The organism is Labrys sp. LIt4 (assembly GCF_017813775.1).
GTDB lineage: Bacteria > Pseudomonadota > Alphaproteobacteria > Rhizobiales > Labraceae > Labrys > Labrys okinawensis_A.
This window is the reverse complement of sequence record NZ_JAGIPY010000004.1, coordinates 132,715-145,860: the sequence shown is the minus strand read 5'-3', so window position 1 is coordinate 145,860 and position 13,146 is coordinate 132,715. Positions and strand designations below refer to the sequence as shown.

At 66.0% G+C, this 13,146-nt stretch carries 11 protein-coding genes; 1 reads left to right on the top strand and 10 read right to left on the bottom strand.

Annotated elements, in window-relative coordinates:
* Window positions 1-48 precede the first annotated feature (48 nt).
* The 8 genes from J8I29_RS09035 to J8I29_RS09000 form a co-directional block, all read right to left on the bottom strand.
* On the bottom strand, window positions 49-1,428 hold the full coding sequence (locus J8I29_RS09035; RefSeq protein ID WP_209431401.1) for a leucyl aminopeptidase family protein: 1,380 nt from the start codon (window positions 1,426-1,428) through the stop codon (window positions 49-51).
* Between the two features lie 10 nt (window positions 1,429-1,438).
* Window positions 1,439-2,248, bottom strand: a complete 810-nt coding sequence (locus J8I29_RS09030; RefSeq protein WP_209431400.1) for a YdcF family protein — start codon at window positions 2,246-2,248, stop codon at window positions 1,439-1,441.
* A 35-nt stretch (window positions 2,249-2,283) separates the two neighbouring features.
* Window positions 2,284-3,609: a homoserine dehydrogenase gene (locus tag J8I29_RS09025; RefSeq protein ID WP_209431399.1), complete on the bottom strand. Its 1,326-nt coding sequence runs from the start codon at window positions 3,607-3,609 to the stop codon at window positions 2,284-2,286.
* 222 nt (window positions 3,610-3,831) lie between these two features.
* Complete coding sequence (locus tag J8I29_RS09020; RefSeq protein WP_209431398.1) at window positions 3,832-5,076, bottom strand: FAD-binding oxidoreductase; 1,245 nt, start codon at window positions 5,074-5,076, stop codon at window positions 3,832-3,834.
* Window positions 5,077-5,142: 66 nt separating this feature from the next.
* Complete coding sequence (locus tag J8I29_RS09015) at window positions 5,143-6,231, bottom strand: ABC transporter ATP-binding protein (protein ID WP_209431397.1); 1,089 nt, start codon at window positions 6,229-6,231, stop codon at window positions 5,143-5,145.
* Window positions 6,232-6,311: 80 nt separating this feature from the next.
* On the bottom strand, window positions 6,312-7,454 hold the full coding sequence (locus J8I29_RS09010; protein WP_105860913.1) for an extracellular solute-binding protein: 1,143 nt from the start codon (window positions 7,452-7,454) through the stop codon (window positions 6,312-6,314).
* Between the two features lie 28 nt (window positions 7,455-7,482).
* Window positions 7,483-8,295, bottom strand: coding sequence for an ABC transporter permease (locus J8I29_RS09005; RefSeq protein ID WP_105860912.1), 813 nt, complete (start codon window positions 8,293-8,295; stop codon window positions 7,483-7,485).
* The gene (locus J8I29_RS09000) at window positions 8,292-9,176 is read right to left on the bottom strand and encodes an ABC transporter permease (RefSeq protein WP_245196822.1); all 885 of its coding nucleotides are present in this window, start codon (window positions 9,174-9,176) and stop codon (window positions 8,292-8,294) included. Before J8I29_RS09000 ends, J8I29_RS09005 begins: the two co-directional genes overlap by 4 nt.
* 121 nt (window positions 9,177-9,297) lie before the next feature.
* On the opposite strand from J8I29_RS09000, the gene dapF reads away from it, so the two are divergent.
* Window positions 9,298-10,173, top strand: coding sequence for a diaminopimelate epimerase (gene dapF, locus J8I29_RS08995; protein WP_209431396.1), 876 nt, complete (start codon window positions 9,298-9,300; stop codon window positions 10,171-10,173).
* A 117-nt stretch (window positions 10,174-10,290) separates the two neighbouring features.
* Here the strand turns inward: dapF and J8I29_RS08990 are convergent, their stop codons facing one another.
* Complete coding sequence (locus tag J8I29_RS08990) at window positions 10,291-11,547, bottom strand: MFS transporter (protein ID WP_209431395.1); 1,257 nt, start codon at window positions 11,545-11,547, stop codon at window positions 10,291-10,293.
* A 68-nt stretch (window positions 11,548-11,615) separates the two neighbouring features.
* Window positions 11,616-13,091 (bottom strand): mechanosensitive ion channel family protein, encoded by a 1,476-nt coding sequence (locus J8I29_RS08985; protein ID WP_209431394.1) that lies wholly within the window; start codon window positions 13,089-13,091, stop codon window positions 11,616-11,618.
* Between the last annotated feature and the right edge of the window lie 55 nt (window positions 13,092-13,146).

The window sequence follows — 13,146 nt, the reverse complement described above, 5'->3', positions numbered from 1 at the left end:
GGTTCGAGCCGGCTATGCTGCCGGCTCCGGTCGGTCTGTCGGCTGGCTTCAGCCGAACCGCGCCTTGAGATAGGCATAAAGCGCGCGGGCGCCCATCACCTCGGCTCCCTCGGGTCGGCCGGGCTTGGCGGAGGGCGTCCAGGCGAAGATGTCGAGATGCACATAGGCCCCGGCCTTCTCGACGAAGCGGTTGAGGAAGAGGGCGGCGGTGATCGCGCCGGCAAAGCCGCCCCCGGGGGCGTTGTTGAGATCGGCCACTTTCGAATCCAGCATGGCGTCATAGGGCGGCCAGAGCGGCAGGCGCCAGAGCGGATCGTTCTCGCTGGCGGCGTGGGCCAGGAGATCGGTTGCCACCTTTTCGTCGCGGCAGAACAGGGGCGGCAGGTCGGGGCCGAGGGCGACGCGGGCGGCGCCCGTCAGTGTGGCCATATCGACGATCAGCTCCGGTGCTTCCTCGTCGGCCAAGGCAAGGGCATCGGCCAGCACGAGGCGGCCCTCGGCGTCGGTATTGCCGATCTCCACGCTCAGCCCCTTGCGCGAGGCCAGGATGTCGCTGGGTCGGAAGGCATCGCCGGAAATCGAATTCTCGACGGCCGGGATCAGCACGCGTAGGCGCAGCTTGAGGCCGGCGGCCATGATCATGCTGGCGCAGGCGAGCACCGAGGCCGCCCCGCCCATGTCCTTCTTCATCAGGAGCATGCTGGCCGATGGCTTGATGTCGAGGCCGCCGGTGTCGAAGATCACGCCCTTGCCGACCAGCGTCACCTTGGGATGGGCGGCGTCGCCCCACGTCAGGTCGATCAGCCTCGGCGCACGGGAGGAGGCCCGGCCGACGGCATGGATCATCGGGAAATTCTCGGCCAGCAGTGCCTCGCCGATCACGACCCGGAACGCCGCGCCATGCCGCTCGGCCAGGGCGCGTGCCGCCTCGGCCAGTTCCGCCGGCCCGAGATCATTGGCCGGCGTGTTGACGAGATCGCGCCCGAGCGCCACGGCCTCGGCGATCGACAGGATCTCCTCGCGGTCGATACCATCGGGCGCGATCAGCCGTACAGCCTTGATATCGTTGCGCTTGTAGCGGGCGAAACGGTAGAGGCTCAACACCCAGCCGAGGGCGGCGAGCCGGTCGTCATGGCTGGCATTGGCGAATCGATAGGTGCCGACCGGCAGCACAGTGGCGAGCTTGCCGGGCAGGAAGCCGTCGCGATGGCGGGTCGATTCGCCCTCGAGGCCGAAGATCACCCCGGAGAGGCTGCCGTCAGGCCCCGGCAGAACGAGGTGGCGGCCGGGGCTTGCCTCGAAGCCATTGGCGGCGATCCAGTCCCGCTGTGCCTGCGGCAGGCGCTCCAGCACCGCGCCGGCGGTCTCCTTGGTGGCGAACCAGATCGGAACAGCCTCTTCGGCGGCGGCAACCAGATGCTCGGACATGATGGAACTTTCACGGTTCGGGGAAGATCTCGTCGATGCGCCCGCTCAGCCGGTAGGAGAGGAGGCCGATCCACTCGCGCACGGCGAGGTTCACCTGGCGCAGCCCGTCGCTCATCGCATAGAAGGGCCGCAGGCCATCCTGCGGGCCCGCCGTGCGATAATTGACGGGATAGGCCATTACATCGAAGCCGGCCTTGCGAAACAAGGCCATCGAGCGCGGCATGTGGTAGCCGGAGGTGACCAGCAGATAGGTCTCGCCAGGCCTGGGCTTGAGAAGGTCGTAGGTGAAGACGGCATTCTCATAGGTGTCGCGCGAACGGTTCTCGAACAGCATGCGCTCGTCTGGAATGCCGAAGCTGCGGAAAAGCTGCCGTGAGGCGTCCGCCTCGGTGATGTCGCCCCAGATCTGGCCGGCGAGCGAGCCGACGCCGCCGGTGAAGATGATGCGGGCATCGGGAAACTGGCGCGAGAGGCTGGCAACGGCGGTCATCCGCTCGGCCGAATCGGTGAGGGCGGTCTCATGCCGCGTGGTGGAGATGTGGGTGTCGACCGCGCCGCCCAGCACGATGATGCCGGCGATCCTGGTCTGCGGCGCGACCGCAGCCTGCGGGAAACGCTCCTCCAGCGGCTGGATCAGCCAATTGCCGAGGGGAGACCAGCCCATCACTGCAAAGGCGATAAGCGCAAAGCCCATCAGGAAGCGGCCGAAGCGCTGTGCGCGGCGGATGAAGCTCAGGAGCAGACCGAGAAGGCCGAGCACCAGGGCCGCGTTTGAGGGCAGGATCAGGAAGCCCAGGGTCTTGGCGAGATAATAGAACATGGGAAGCGATGTCAGGGTGGCAGGCTTGCGCTCCCTTACGCCGCATCGGCCTTCAGGAAGCGCTGGTCGGCGAGATCGAGCTGACGGCGCAGGCGCACGATGGTGAGGCTGTCGTCGACGGCGCAATTGTCATGGCTGAGCAGTTCGCCCTTGCGGATCGGCTTGGTGACGCGGGCCCGCTCGGCCAGGCCCAGCGGCAGCAGCCGCTCCCGCCTGGCATCGGCCCAGCGCATCGACCAGCCGCGATAATCATATTCGCCGATGCGGCCGAGCACAGTGCCGGGAGCGAGGTCGCGCTTAGCCACCGCCGCGGTCTCGGCCACGGGATGGTCGAGCGGCTGCAGGTCGGCGGTGCCGTAGAGCACGGCGCGGGCGGCGGTGAGCGGTGTCTCCAGGCTGGTGAGATGGTAGGGCCGGTGCAGGGTGAAGAAGGGGCCCTTGCCGACATGCAGGTCGGTCATGCGCTCGAGCACGCGCGGATGATTGGGCTCGACCACGCAGAACACACCCGGTGCCACGCCCTTGCCGATGGTGTAGTCGACGCAGCCGCGCTTGGAGAGCACGCCGCCATGGCTGACCGGGATCAGCACCTCGGCGAGTTCTTCCTTGCTGGCCCGCGGCCCATGCAGGCCGGGCTTGTCCGGCTCGAGGCCGGTGGCATTGGCGAGGGCCACCATTTCCACCATGGTCTTGGAGCCGTCGACGAATTCCACCAGCACGCGCGGGTTCATGTCGCGCGCCGTGGCCTCGGCGACATAGTCGTCGGGCACCGCATCGAAATTCAGGGCGTTGTTCTTGCCCTTGCCGGCGGCGACCACCGTCATGCCGAGGGTGCGGGCGAAACAGACCAGTTCGAGCGCGGCGGCAGGTTCGTCCCCTGCGGCACCGGTATAGATCACGCCGGCCTTCTCCGCCTCGGCCTTGAAATAGCGGCCGATGGTGATGTCGGCCTCGACATTGAGCATGACGATATGTTTGCCGTGTCGGATGGCGGCCTCCGCCACGATCGCCCCGGATTCGGGATGGCCGGTGGCGTCGATGATCACCTCGATGCGGCCGGCGGCAGCCAGTGCCTCCAAATCGGTGGTGATGGCGATGCGCCCGGTCTCGATGGCCCGGTCGATCGCCGAGGCATTGGCGACCTCGACGAGCTCGTCGGGCCGGTGGCCGGCGCTCAGGGCGGCCGCGATGGCGTTCTGCGGGCGCGAACGCACGGCGACGGCGCCGATGCGGATGCCCTGCATCAGCGCGATCTGCACGATGAGGTCGGTGCCCATCTGGCCGGCCCCGACCAGGCCGATGGTAACGGGGCCCTTGTCGCGGGCACGTTCCATCAGATCGGCAGCAAAAGAGGGGTTCATCGGGGGCTCCGCAATCTTATCATGCACCGTCTAACCACCAAATCGTGGCGCTGCAAAGGGAAATGGCCATGTCCTTTTGGTGCAAAGAGTCGCCTTTCTGGATGAAGGACGGCCCCTGGAGCAAAGCGCGTTGAGACGGAAACACTGGTTTGCCCTCACTCCTTGGCTCGACGCGTCTTTGCGTTTCCTGGCGATTCCGCCAGATCGCAAAACGCTATGGCGCTAAGCACCGAAGCGTTCCGCGCGGTAGGGCGACGGATCGATGAAGGGTTCTTCGCCAGTCATGATCTCGGCCAGGAGCCGGCCCGTGACGGGCCCGAGGGTGAAGCCGAGATGCTGGTGGCCGAAGGCCAGCCAGAGGTTGTCGTGGCGTGGTGCCTTGCCGATGATCGGGCGCGAATCGGGGAAGATCGGCCGCGAGCCCATCCAGGGCTCGGCCTCGGCGCGTTCGCCGAGCGGGAAGAGCTTGCGGGCGAGTTTTTCCGTGCGCTCGACCTGCACGGGCGTGCGCGGGGCATCGCGCCGCGCGAATTCGGCGCCGGTGGTCAGGCGGATGCCGCGCGCCATCGGGGTGATGACGAAGCCGCCCTGTTCGTCCAGCACCGGGCGGCTGAGGCCGGCATTGCCCTCGGTGCGGTAATGCATGTGGTAGCCGCGCTTCACCGCGAGCGGGAGGCGATAGCCGAGCGGGGAAAGCAGGTCCATCGACCAGGGACCGAGCGCGACGACGGCCTCGCGCGCCTCGACCGGACCGTCTGCCGTGGCGAGGCTCCAGCCGGAAGGCCCCGGACGCAGGCTTCGGGCGTCCCCGGTCAGGACCTGCCCCCCGAGCGCCTCGAAATAGCCGGCATAGGCCTTGGTGACGCCGCCGGGATCGGAGACGCTGTGCGGATCCTGCCAATGCACCGCCGCGGTGAAATCGGCCCGAAGATTGGGTTCAAGCGCCGAAGCTTCACCAGGTGTCAGCGCCTTCACCTGGTAGCCGAACTCGGCGGCGAGGGGAAATTCCCGTTTCTCGGCTTCAAAAGCCTTCTCGCTCCGATAGACTTTGAGCCAGCCCGTGTCGCGGAACAGGCCATCGGCGCCGGCCTTGGCCGCCAGGGCGCGGTGCTCGGCCAGGGTGGCGCTGAGCAGAGGCTGCATGAGCCGGGCGGTGGCGAGGAGGCGGTCGGGTGCGGAGTTGCGCCAATAGGCGAGCAGCCAGGGTGCCAGGGCCGGCAGGGCCGACCAATGATAGTTGGCGCCGGGATAGCGCTTGAGCACGACATCAGCGAGGGCGGAAAGGCTGCGCGGGAAGGCGACGGGTAGCAGGGCGGAGCGCTCGACCACACCGCTATTGCCGTAGGAGGTTTCCTCGCCCGGGCCGCGCCGGTCGACCAGCACGACGGAGCGGCCGCGCTGTTGCAGATGCGCGGCGATCGAAGTGCCGACGATGCCGGCGCCGAGAACCACGACGTCGTGGCGCATGGAAAACCCCGTTTGTGCTGAAAAGAACTTTGGTATCGCATGCGGTTCGGTTGGAGCGGCCCGCCGTCAGCCGAGCCTGCGCCCGTTCTCGTCCAGCAGCAAGATGTCCTGGGGCGCGATGGTCAGCGCGACGGTCTCGCCGTCATGCCAGACCCTGTCCTCGATGGTCGCATTGGCTTGCAGCCTCAGGCCATCGAGGTCGAGGATATAGGCGGCCGTGCCGCCGAGATAGGAAGCGGCGACGATGGTGGCGCGCAATTCGCCGGCATGGCCGCCGGGCGGGCCGAGCCGGATGCGCTGGGCGCGCACCACGCCGGTCGCCGTCGCGCCGGCGCGTGCCGTCGCCGGCGCGATGGCGACCAGTTGCACGCCATTGTCGAGGTGCAGGGCAAGGCGGCCCTCGGATACGCCCATGATCCTGCCCTCGATCAGGTTCGACTGACCGAGGAAGCTGGCGACAAAACGGGTATCGGGAAGCTTGTAGACCTGCTCGGGCGTGCCCTGCTGCTCGACCACGCCCTTGTTCATCACCACGATGTGGTCGGACATCGCCAGGGCTTCTTCCTGGTCGTGGGTGACGAAGATCGAGGTGATGCCGATCTCGCGCTGGATGATCTTGAGTTCGGTGCGCATTTCCTCGCGCAGATGGGCGTCGAGTGCCGAAAGCGGTTCGTCGAGCAGGAGCACGTCCGGCTCGATCACGATGGCACGGGCGAGTGCGATACGCTGCTGCTGGCCGCCGGAGAGTTCGGAGGGCAGCTTGCGCTCGACGCCGGGCAGGCGGACCATGTCGAGGGCGCGCTTGACCTTGGCGGCGATGGTGGCCTTGTCGGCACCGCGATATTTCAAGCCGAAGGCGATATTGTCGTACACGTTCTTGTGCGGAAACAGGGCGTAGTTCTGGAACACCAGGCCGATATTGCGCTTATGGATCGGCATGGTGTCGATGCGCTTGCCCGCCACCACGATCTCGCCGGCCGTCGGCTGCACCAGGCCGGCGATCGAGCGCAGGATCGTGGTCTTGCCGCAGCCGGACGGGCCGAGCAGGGTGACGAAGTCGCCCTTGCGAATGGAGAGGTTGACGTTCTTGACGGCAACGAAATCGCCATAGGCCAGATTGACATTGGTGAGTTCCACGGCCGTCGGCTTGGTCATCAGTTACGCTCTCGTTCTTGACACCGGCTGCGAATGCAGCCGGGCCGGCGAAGCTCGCCGGCCCGGAGTTCAAAGGGCGATCAAGCACCCTTGGCGATGCGGTCCCAGGTCTTGGTCCACTCGTCGGTGTGCTTGTCCCAATAGGCGGCGTCGGCGAAGGTCAGCGAGGCCATCTTGCCGGTGGGGTCGAAGGCCGGCAGAGCCTTGACCTTGTCGGTCAGCTTCACCTTGGTGGGATCGAGCGCGGGCGGATAGCTCTGTCCTTCCGCCACGGCGATCATCACCTCGGGCTGCAGCATGAAGTTGAGCAGTTCCTCGCATTCGGCCATCGGGGCGCCCTTGAGCACCAAGAGGTCCTCCATCCAGGCATAGGAGCCGGGCGGATCGAGATAGCCGATCGGCGCGCCCTGGGCCTGCAGGGCGGCGACGCGTCCCGACCAGGCGTCGGTGACCACCACCTCGCCCTTGGAAAGCAGGTCCATCAGCTCGGCGCCCGACGACCAGTATTTCTTGGCGAGGTCGCGCTGCTCGCGGACCTTGTCCCAGACGGCATCGATGTCCTTGATGGCATTGGGGTCCTGCCCCAGGGCGAGCGCCGCATACCAGACGCGGGTGATCATGTTGCCATAGCCGCCGATCTTGTCCTTGTATTTGGGATCGAACAGCAGCTGAACGCCCTTCTCCTTGGCTTCGGCCTCGGAGATCACCTTGGTGTTGTAGGCGATGCCGGTGGTGCCGTAGTCGTAGGGGACGCAGGACAGGTCCGGCGAGATCTTGCGGAACGGCTCGTACATCACCTGCATGATGTTGGCCATGTTGGGGATGTTGGCTTCGTTGAGCTTGGTGGTCAGCCCGGCATCGACATAGCGCTTGTAATATTCGACCCCGGAGGAATGGATCACCTGGAACTCGCCGGGCGAAGCGGTCTTGACCTTGGTGATGATCTCGTTCTCGTCGCCGAAGGTGCCCTGCACCACATTGTTGCCGGTCTTGGCCGTGTAGGGCTTGAAGGCGTATTTATCCATCGCCTCCTGCACGCTGCCGCCCCAGCCGTCGAAGCGCACGTCCTTGGCGGCGGCGAGTGCCGAGCCGCCCCATTTCAGATTGATGCCGGCAGCGGCGGCCGCCGCCGCGGTGAGGCCGAGGAAGGTGCGCCGGCTCATGCCGCCATCGAGATAGCGCTCCTTAAGGCGCTCCAGGCGCCTGGTCTGCGACATTTTCATTGGTTCGGTTCCCCTCCTCATGGTGGTTTCAACGGATGCCGCGGGCGAGATAGCGGGCAAGGCCGCCGCCGATCAGCGGCACGCCCACGGTCAGCAGGATCATCAACGCGCCAAGGGCGTTGATCTCCGGGCTGATGGACACTTTCAGCATCGACAGGATCTGAGTCGGCATGGTCTCGACGCCCGAGGGGCGCCAGAACAGGCTGGCGGTGACGTTGTCGAAGGAAATGGTGAAGACGAGCAGCAGGCTGGCGATCACCGCCGGCATCAAGAGCGGCAGGGTGATCTCGCGGAAGGTGTGAAAGCGGTTGGCGCCGAGCGACAGGGCCGCCTCCTCATAGACCCGCCTGATACCCACCAGCCGCGACTGCACCACCAGGATGACATAGGGCAGCGCCAGCATGATGTGGCCGAGCACCAGCAGCACAAGCGTGCGCGGCTGCTGGGCCCAGCGCATCAGGAGCAGCAGGCCGACGCCGAGCACCGTCTCCGGCACCAGGGCCGGGGCGATCAGCAGCGTGTTGATGAACTGTTTGCCCGGAAAGTCGTAGCGCACCAGTGCCATCGCCCCCATGATGCCGAGCACCGTGCAGATCACCGCGGTGATCAGGGCGACCCAGAGCGAGGTCTTGAAGGCGCGGATCACCGCCTCGTTCTCCATCAGCTTGCCGTACCAGCGCAGGCTGAAGCCGGTCATCGGGAAGCCGCCGAACTGCGAATCGTTGAAGGAAAGGATCACCACCACCAGGATCGGCGCGAACATGAAGATGTAGACCAGGACGGTGAACACTTTCACCGCCCGCCAGGACCAGTCCTTTTCCGCGCCGGGCAGGTCGCTCATTGGCTCAACCCCTTGAAGATGCGCGACAGGCCCATATAGCGGCTGTAGATCGCGGCCACGATGCCGAGCAGCACCAGCAGCACGAGGGAGAGCGTCGAGCCGAGCGGCCAGTTCAGCTGCGTCATGATGGTGTCGTAGATCAGATTGCCGAACAGGGCGTCGCGGGTCGAACCCAGAACTTGCGGGGTGACGTAGCTGCCCGCCGCCAGCACGAAGCAGAGCAGGAGGCCGGCCATCAGGCCAGGCAGGGACAGCGGCAGCACCACCTCCCGGAAGGCCTGGCCCTGGGTGCAGCCGAGCGTGCGCGCCGCCGAGATCAGATTGCGGTCGATGCCCTCGAGGCTGACATAGATGTTGAGGATCATATAGGGCAGCAGGAAATGGATCATGCCCATGATCACTGAGCCCTGGGTGTAGAGCATGCGCAGCGGCTCGGAGATCAGGCCGAGCTTCATCAGCACCACGTTGATGATGCCCTGTTCGCCCAGGATGTGGATCCAGGAGAAGGTCCGGATGGTGAAGCTGATCCAGAAGGGCACGATCAACAGGAGCAGCAGCAGCCATTTGTGCCGCGTGCGCGTCATCGCGATGAAATAGGCCGGCGGATAGCCGAGCAGTGCGCAGAGGATGGCGGTGATCGCCGCCACCTTCACCGTCTTCCACAGGAAGAGGTGATAGAAGCTGTCGGTGAAGAATTCGTGCCAGTTCGCGGTGGTGAAGACCTGTTTCTCCACCCCGGCCGTGACAAACTCATAGAAGCTGTACACCGTCATGATGACGATGGGGACCACCATCAGCACGGTGAGGACGATCAGGGCCGGGGAGAGCAGATACCAGGGGCGCAGCCGGTCGCGTGCAGAAAGCTGCTGGCCTGCCATCATGTCCCCACGCTGTTCCCTGGAAGTAATATTTGTTTCGTTCAGGGTGGATCTTCTCTAGGCATGTGTCAATTGCCGGACAATCAAATCCGGCCGTGAACGCCCCCGCCATGAGGCTCGTCCGATGCTGCTGTCCGACTATCTCGCCCAAGCGGTGCCGCCCGGCCTGCCGGGATTGAAACCCTTCATCAAGATGCATGGCCTCAGGAACCATTTCGTCATTTTCGACCAGCGCGTGCATCCACGCGCCTTGCCGGTGGCCGATATCGTGCGGCTGTGCGACGTCGAGGCCGGGGTTGGGGCCGAGCAGGTGCTCACCATCGAGGCGCCGACGCCGGCGGGTACGGCGGGGGGAAGCTATGCCCGCATGCGCATCTTCAACATAGACGGGCGTGAGGCCGGGGCTTGCGGCAACGCCACCCGCTGCGTCGCCCATATCCTGCTGGAAGAAAGCGGGAGGGATGAACTGGTGCTGGAGAGGGGCGGGGGCCTGCTGGCTTGTCGCCGGGCCGGCCCCATGGCCGTGGCCGTGACGTTCGGGCCGATCGTGATGGGATGGGAGCAGATTCCGCTCGCCCGCGAGGCCAACACCGCCCATCTGCCGCTCGCCAGCGGGCCGCTCCGCGATGGCCTTGCCCTGAATATCGGCAATCCGCACGCGGTGTTCTTCGTTAGGGACCTCGATGCCGTCGATGTCAGGGCGGTGGCGCCGGTGATCCAGAACGATCCGCTATTTCCGGAGGGGGTCAATGTCGGCGTGGCCGAGGTGGTGGATTCAGCCACGCTGCGCCTGAAAGTCTGGGAGCGGCCGGGCATCCTGACGAAAGCCTGCGGCACCGGCGCCTGCGTCGCCGCTTATGCCGCGCGCCTGCGTGGGCTCGTCGACGGCAACAGCATCACCGTGCATCTGGCGGGCGGAGCCCTCTCCGTCGAACTGCTGCCGGACGGGTACGCCGTGATGACCGGGCCGGTGGCTCTGTGCTGCCTCGGCTATGCATAGGTTCCAGGGAGCGCGGACGTCCTCGTCCGCTCTTGGAAACGCCGCGCTTGGGGATCAGAGGGAGCGGACGAGGACGTCCGCGCTCCCGGGGAAAACCGGCTGGCGACGGCTTACCCCTCAAGCATGGCGCAGGCGCGAGCTGAGGCCTGAAATCTCGATGACGGTGGCCGCCACGGCCCCCTCGGCGCGGGGCCGAGGCGGCGGCATGCGCGTGCCGATGGTGAACATCACGGCGCTGGCCGCGGCGAAGGCGGCGAAGGTCAGGAACATGCCGGCGCCCCCGAAGGCGCCGAGCATCACGCCGCCGATCGCCGGACCGAAGAAATTGCCGATGGTCGAGAAGGAATGGGCGCCGAAATAGCTGCCCCGGTTGCGGGCATTGCAGATACCGTCGACCAGCAGATATTCGGACGGCACCACCAGGATCTCGCCGATGGTGAACAGCACCATGAAGAGCGCGAAACCGCTGAAGCCGGTGGAGGCCAGGAAGCCGAGTTCGCTGGCCAGGATGAGGACGCAGCCCAGCACCATGGCGTGGAGGGCGCCGACCTTTTCTATCAACCGGCGGGCGAACAGATTGCCGGCGAGCACCACCATTCCGTTGATCGAAAGGAGATAGGCGAAGAGATCCACGCCGCCTTCCAGCGTGGCGCTGAGATAGGGCGCCAGGGTGGCTGACCATTGGCCGTAGACGGCGATCAGCAGCGTGCCGCCGCCGACGAAGAAGGTCAGGCGCGGATCGCGGATCGCGGCGCGGATGCTGGCGATGATGGAGACGCGTTCCTCCGTTGCCTCGCTCCCGGCGGCTTTCGGTTCCGCCGGCACACCGACCAGATGCAGCGCGAAGGCGAAGGCGGCGTAGATGCAGCCGGCCAGCGTGAACAGCAGGCTGAAGGCGGTGCCGGCGGCCACTCCGATCAGCGGGCCGACGGCCCAGCCGGCATTCACCGCCATATAGCGCCAGGAGAAATATTTGAGGCGCAGCTCCGGCGGGCAGATGTCGCTCATCAAGGCGCGCGAGATCGGCTCATAGACCGCGATGGAAATGGCGGCGACGATCTGGGCGGCGCAGAAGGCGGTGACGGATTGCGCAAATCCCATGCCGATCAGCGAAAGGGCCGTCAGCACCAGCATCAGGACCAGCATGAATTGCCGACCGACGCGATCCGACAGCGATCCGGCGACCGGAGCGGCGATGGCGCCGAGGAGCGGGCCGGTGCCGAGCAGGACGCCGATGGCGGCCGGTCCAAGCCCAAAGGATTGCTGCAGTTTCACCGCCAGGAAGGACAGACTCATCGCCCGGGCGACATTGACGAGGCCCGATCCGGCGACCAGGAAATAAACGAAGCGCAGGCGGCGCGAATCGGGATTCATCTGACAAATCCGAGGGATCGGGAAGGCCATACTATGATCGGAGTGCGGACTTCCAGTCCGCTCTTCCGTCACGTCTTGAAGAAGGCGCGGATCTGCGCCAGGAACTGCGCCGGCGGGCCCGGCTGCGCATAGACGGCTGCCGCTTCGTCGCGGGCGAGGAAGGCCTGGCCCCGGCGAACGGCGGCCTCGAATGCCTCCGCCAGGCCGGGTTCGGCGGCGAGAACGGGATCGAGATCCTCCTTGCGAAGTTCGAAGACGATGCAGCGGGTCAGCGCCAGAATCGTGCCCGGATTGGGGGCGCCGGTAATCACGCCGAGCTCGCCGAAGTGATCGCCCGGCCCCAGACGTCCCACCACATGCGAATGGTCGCGGATGGTGCGGCTCGCTTCCAGCACGCCGGAGGCAACCACGATCAGGGAGGATAGGGACCCGCCTTGCGATGCCAGCGTCGCCATCGCTTCGAGATTGCGCTTGATCATTTTCGTGGACAGATCTGTCCGCTGCTTCGGCGAGAGTTCGCGGAAGAGCGGAATGTCGCCAAGGAGCTGTTCGGGCGGCAAGGTCTCCAGTGGACCGAGATTGACCTGGACCGGCCCGATCGGGGTCGACATCGCGCCTGGATTGACCAGCCGGATGCCGTGATAATGAAATTGCCGCAGCACCTGGCCGAGCAGGGCACTCTTGACCTTGCCGAGATGGTCGGTATGCGCCACCGAAAAGCTGATGTCGTAGCTGTTGGTGCGGGCGCCGATCCGCGCCAGCGAAGTTCCCGGAGCGGGACTGGCGAGCACCTGCGCCGTCAGCAGGGCCGCATGGCGCAGATATTCCAGCACGAGGTCCGGCCGGGCCGTGGAATCGCAGGCAACCTGGATCGAATCGTCGCGCCGGGTGCTCGGCCGGCTGCGATTGATCACGCGCGACTTGGAGATCAGGCTGTTGGGGATGGTGACGATGTCGTTGCCGTCGGTGCGTACATGGATGGAGCGCCAGTTGATCTGGACGATCACGCCCTCGAAGGAGCCGTCTATGGTGATGCGGTCGCCGACCACATAGGGGTGCTCGATGCCGACAGCGATGCCGGCGAAGACATCGGCCAAGGTGTTCTGCAGCGCCAGGGCGAGCACCACGGCGATGATGCCGGAGGTGGCCAGGAGGGCGCGGACCGGCAGGTCGAACACGAAATTGACGGTGGCCAGCACGGCCGCGACATAAGTGAGGCCGGCCAGCAGGTCGGAAGCGATCTTGGGCTGGCTCGATTCGCGCTTTTGCCAGAGGATCAGCGGCAGGATGCCGACTGTCAGCCGCGCGCCCAGCAGCCACCACAGGGCGATCAGGCCACGCTGCCAGGTGGCGATGCGCGTGTCGGCGTCGAGCACCGGTGCGGCCGGCATGCCGCCGACCCGCAGGATCAGCAGGGTGAACAGGCAGAACAGCCCCGCGGCGACGCCGATACGCAGCCAGGCTGGCTGCCAGCCGATCCGCCAGTTGAGGATGATCACGGCGGCGAGGACCGTGGCGAGGATCAGTTCGGAAAACAGCGACAACGGAGCCACGCAGCTGGACGAAAGGGCGGCATGATTGCATCACTCCGCGCTGCAT

What these genes read in the sequence shown, in the direction of transcription:
- J8I29_RS09035 (WP_209431401.1), bottom strand. Translation starts at nt 1,428, where the DNA reads ATGTCCGAGCATCTGGTTGCCGCCGCCGAAGAGGCTGTTCCGATCTGG.
- J8I29_RS09030 (WP_209431400.1), bottom strand. Translation starts at nt 2,248, where the DNA reads ATGTTCTATTATCTCGCCAAGACCCTGGGCTTCCTGATCCTGCCCTCA.
- J8I29_RS09025 (WP_209431399.1), bottom strand. Translation starts at nt 3,609, where the DNA reads ATGAACCCCTCTTTTGCTGCCGATCTGATGGAACGTGCCCGCGACAAG.
- J8I29_RS09020 (WP_209431398.1), bottom strand. Translation starts at nt 5,076, where the DNA reads ATGCGCCACGACGTCGTGGTTCTCGGCGCCGGCATCGTCGGCACTTCG.
- J8I29_RS09015 (WP_209431397.1), bottom strand. Translation starts at nt 6,231, where the DNA reads ATGACCAAGCCGACGGCCGTGGAACTCACCAATGTCAATCTGGCCTAT.
- J8I29_RS09010 (WP_105860913.1), bottom strand. Translation starts at nt 7,454, where the DNA reads ATGAAAATGTCGCAGACCAGGCGCCTGGAGCGCCTTAAGGAGCGCTAT.
- J8I29_RS09005 (WP_105860912.1), bottom strand. Translation starts at nt 8,295, where the DNA reads ATGAGCGACCTGCCCGGCGCGGAAAAGGACTGGTCCTGGCGGGCGGTG.
- J8I29_RS09000 (WP_245196822.1), bottom strand. Translation starts at nt 9,176, where the DNA reads ATGATGGCAGGCCAGCAGCTTTCTGCACGCGACCGGCTGCGCCCCTGG.
- dapF (WP_209431396.1), top strand. Translation starts at nt 9,298, where the DNA reads ATGCTGCTGTCCGACTATCTCGCCCAAGCGGTGCCGCCCGGCCTGCCG.
- J8I29_RS08990 (WP_209431395.1), bottom strand. Translation starts at nt 11,547, where the DNA reads ATGAATCCCGATTCGCGCCGCCTGCGCTTCGTTTATTTCCTGGTCGCC.